Raw genomic sequence first — 3,745 nt, 5'->3', positions numbered from 1 at the left:
CGGACGATCCGAGATCGCCGCGCACTGGCGTTACCAGCCGGACGCGCACGGCGGTTCGGTCTCCCCGCCTCGACGACCCGGCCTCCGACTTGATCGATCCGGATTTCGGACGCGCACTGCGCGGGCTGGCCACCATCGTTCCGCCGGAGCCCGAGCCCGCCCCGCCGCAGCCGGAGCCGGTGGCCGAACCGCGTCCCGCCCCGGCCGCGCCGCCCGCGCGCGCCGCGAGCCGCCAGAGCCAGCCGACGCTGGACGAATACTACGAGCAGCGTGCCGTCGCGGCCGGTGGCAGCGCGGCCGCGATTCCGGCGGGCACCGCGTCGACGCCCGCCGCGTCCGCCAACGCGACCCCGGCGGCCGCCGGTAACGCGACGCCCGCCAATGGCGCCGCCGCGACGCCCGCCGCCGCAGCGGACAGCGCCGCGCCCGCGCCCGCCGCGGCCGAGGAGCCCGCGAAGCCCGCGGCCAAGGCTCCGGCGAAGCCGACGCGCAGCAAGCGGGGCAAGGCCCCGATGCCGTCCTGGGAGGACGTGCTGCTCGGGGTGCGCAGCTCGGGTCACTGAGCGCTCCCTCACTGCGGTGTTCGGCTGTGCCGATCAGGAGTGTCGCGCGCTCTCGGGCGTCACTCGGCTCCGGTGAGTGACGTGGAGCGAAATCAATGGTCGCGAACTGGCGTTCGCGGTGCGAAGCCGCACCGAGGCCGGTACGCGGCGAGTAAATTCTCGGTGTGGTCGACGACGTCGGCGCCGAACTGGTCACCGTCGCGGTGCCGGTCGGATCGCCCTGCGTTGCTCGAAGTTCGCGGAGTTGATTCGTGCGACTATCGGGAGGTGCCGGATGCTATCCAAGGCGTGGTCGCTCTGGTATGTCGACGCACCGGATCCCCTGGCGGTACTGCGCGCGAACCACAGCCCCGAGCCGGCGGCCGCACTGGCGCTGGCGAAGCAACTGCACGCAGACCGCGACGTGCGCCAGGTCATGACCGGCACGCTGGCGGGGTGCGCGGGCCCGGGGACCGACGAGGTCTGCATCGGCTGCTTTCCCGGCGTGACGGTGCTGTGCACAGCGCAGGCCGCGCGCACCCACCCCACCGAGATCCCGGAGTTGCTGGTTCGCCCGCTCGCTTCGGAACACACCTACCTGGTGTCGTTCGACGTCGAGCACGGCTGGGGCGCGTTCGCCCACTGGGAGCGCGGCGAGTTCCGCAGATCGTTCAGCTCCACCCGGGTGTACATCCTGGAGGACGAGGGACTTCCGCTGGTGTGGGAGCGGTCCTACTGGGCCGGGGAGCATCCGGTGCGCTGGCGCGCGGGCGAACTCCCCGACCCTCAGTCGCTGCCGTTCGACCCGCCCGACTTCGCCGACGCGGCGAACAACGAATGGCTCGGCTTTCATTACCGCGGCGCCGCCGCGCCCGGCGCCCTCGGGCCGGGGGACGTCCCGATCTGCAAGTTCGCCCTGCATCCGAAGGGCAAGCTGGTGCGCGGCTCCGCCGACGGCGGGGCGCACACGACCGCACGCAAACGCGGCCTGTTCGGCTGGCTGCGCGGACACGACCCCGTCGGTTAGGCGTACCTCCGCCTTCGCTACCCATCAGGCGTACCTCCGCCTTCGCTCCGGCCATGCGCGAGCTGAGGACGGACTACGTCCGGCCGCACCCATCTGGCGCGCTAGGCGAACAGTCCTTCCAGCAGCAACACGACCCACCCGAGCAGCACGCCCGCCGCGGCGCCGCCGATCACCCACCGCGTCACCGGGGCGAAACGCCAGCGCCAGGCGGTGGGCGCGGCGCCGCCGGCCGCGATCAGATTCACCGCGACCGCGAGCAACGGATGCACTTCGGCCAGCGCGGCCCCGAAGGAATACACCGCGACCGCCGACAGCAGCGCCACCATGAACGCCACGGTGAGGCCCGCACCCCACGGCGTCGGGTCCTGGTAGGACGGATACGGCCGGTACGGTCCGGTCACGCCGTCCTCACCCGCTCGTAGAACGCCATCGCGGCCGCGGTCGCGACATTGAGCGAATCGGTGCCCGGCGTCATGGGAATGCGCGCGCGGACATCGGTGGCCCGCATGGCCTCCTCCGTCAGTCCCGGTCCCTCGGCTCCGAGCAACAACGCCACCCGCTCCCCCGTCATCGCCGCGGCCAGATTCGCCACCGCCGGGTCGGGCGTGAGGGCGATGATCTGGAATCCTTTGCGCCGCAGTATATTCAGACCGCCCGGCCAATCCGGGACGGAGGCGAACGGCACGCGCAGCACATGTCCCATCGACACCCGGACGGCGCGGCGGTACAGCGGGTCGGCGCAGCGGTCGCCGAACAGGATCGCGTCCGCGCCCAGCCCGGCGGCGTTGCGGAACATGGCGCCGAGATTCTCGTGATCGTTGACGCCTTCGAGCACCGCGACGGTGCGCGCCTTCTCGAGCACCTCCGCCATCCCGAGTTCGGCGGGGCGGCGGGCGACGGCCAGCACGCCGCGGTTGAGGTGGAACCCGACCACCTCGGCCATCACCTCGGCCGTGGCGCGGTAGTACGGCACGTCGACGGTCACCAAGTCGTCGGCGAGTTCGGCGCGCCTGCGCTCGACTCCGAGCAGCGCGCTCGGCGTGAAACGCGAATCGAGCATGCGCTGGACCACCACGACGCCCTCGGCGATCACCAGTCCTTTGCGCCCGGGCAGATCGGGCCTGCGGTCGGCCGACTTGAGATCGCGGAAGTCGTCGACCCGTGGGTCGGCGGGGTCATCGATGTCGATCACTTCGGCCACCGCTCCATCCTGCCGGGTGGCCGCGGCCTGGTCCGAATCGGTGTTCGCCCGGCCGTCGCGGACCGCGAAAATGCGGTGCGGGCAGGTGCGCGGGCGTGGGATGGTCGAGGCATGACCCCGCCGGGAATCACTCTTCGATCGGCCACCGCGGACGACGCGGCCGCGATCACGACGCTGGTGGAGACCTCGTTCGGCACCCGTTCCGACCCGGCCGAGGTGGAGCGGATTCCGCTGCTGTTCCCACCGGAGAACTCGATCGTGGCGGTCGAGGGCGGCGAGGTCGTCGGGCACACGCAAGCCACCACCATGACGGTGACCGTGCCCGGCGAGCGGACCGTGCGGGTGTGCGGCATCGCGGGCGTCTGCGTCGCGCCGACGCACCGCAGGCGCGGCATCCTCCGCGCCATGTACACCGAACAGCATCGGCGCGTCGAGGCCGACGGTTTGCCCCTGACCATGTTCACCGCGAGTGAAGGCGGCATCTACGGCCGGTTCGGCTACGGACCCGCGACACGGGAGAACGCGGTGGGCATCGAACGGCGATTCGCCGAATTCCTCCCATCGGCGCCCGATCCCGGCGGTGTGGCGCTGCGCCCGCCGAGCGAGCTGCGCGCGGCGGCGGAAGCCAGCTACGACCGCTGGCGCAGGCTGGTGCCCGGCGCGCAGGTGCGTCCGGCCGCGGCCTGGGACATCGTGTTCGACGATCCCCAGCGTTTCCGGGACGGCGGCACCGGCCTGTTCGGCCTCCTGCACGCCGACGGCTACGCGCTGTATCGGTACCACGCGGACGGCAGGGCGCGGACGGTGGAAGTCATCGAACTGCGGACGGTCACCGCCGAAGCGCACGCGGCCCTGTGGCGGGCGCTGCTCGGGCTCGATCTGGTGCGACGGGTGGACGCCGTGCTCACCGACCACGACCCGCTGCCCTACCTGCTGACCGATCCCCGGCTGGTGCGTACCACCGCCCGCTACGAC

General features: G+C 72.2%; 5 protein-coding genes. 3 read left to right on the top strand and 2 right to left on the bottom strand.

Annotation, left to right across the window (positions count from 1 at the left end; genetic code table 11):
- Together sepH and ON21_RS03300 are read left to right on the top strand one after the other, a co-directional pair.
- Window positions 1-563, top strand: a 563-nt coding sequence (sepH, locus tag ON21_RS03305) for a septation protein SepH (protein ID WP_373281098.1), incomplete at its 5' end; no start/stop codon positions are given.
- A 274-nt stretch (window positions 564-837) separates the two neighbouring features.
- Window positions 838-1,569 carry a DUF6928 family protein gene (locus ON21_RS03300; RefSeq protein ID WP_039795139.1) on the top strand — a complete coding sequence of 244 codons (732 nt, stop codon included), beginning with the start codon at window positions 838-840 and terminating at the stop codon, window positions 1,567-1,569.
- A 101-nt stretch (window positions 1,570-1,670) separates the two neighbouring features.
- Here ON21_RS03300 and ON21_RS03295 read toward each other — a convergent pair whose 3' ends face one another.
- Together ON21_RS03295 and ON21_RS03290 are read right to left on the bottom strand one after the other, a co-directional pair.
- Window positions 1,671-1,970 carry a DUF2537 domain-containing protein gene (locus ON21_RS03295; RefSeq protein WP_039795136.1) on the bottom strand — a complete coding sequence of 100 codons (300 nt, stop codon included), beginning with the start codon at window positions 1,968-1,970 and terminating at the stop codon, window positions 1,671-1,673.
- Window positions 1,967-2,770 carry a TrmH family RNA methyltransferase gene (locus ON21_RS03290; RefSeq protein WP_039795135.1) on the bottom strand — a complete coding sequence of 268 codons (804 nt, stop codon included), beginning with the start codon at window positions 2,768-2,770 and terminating at the stop codon, window positions 1,967-1,969. Before ON21_RS03290 ends, ON21_RS03295 begins: the two co-directional genes overlap by 4 nt.
- Window positions 2,771-2,881: 111 nt before the next feature.
- Between ON21_RS03290 and ON21_RS03285 the strand changes: the two genes are divergently transcribed.
- On the top strand, window positions 2,882-3,745 hold an 864-nt coding region (locus ON21_RS03285), incomplete at its 3' end, for a GNAT family N-acetyltransferase (RefSeq protein ID WP_039795133.1).

The sequence above is a fragment of the Nocardia araoensis NBRC 100135 genome, from assembly GCF_000308435.1.
In the GTDB taxonomy this organism is placed as follows: Bacteria; Actinomycetota; Actinomycetes; order Mycobacteriales; family Mycobacteriaceae; genus Nocardia; species Nocardia araoensis.
This window is presented reverse-complemented; position numbering and strand designations above follow the sequence as displayed.

What these genes read in the sequence shown, in the direction of transcription:
- ON21_RS03300 (WP_039795139.1), top strand. Translation starts at nt 838, where the DNA reads ATGCTATCCAAGGCGTGGTCGCTCTGGTATGTCGACGCACCGGATCCC.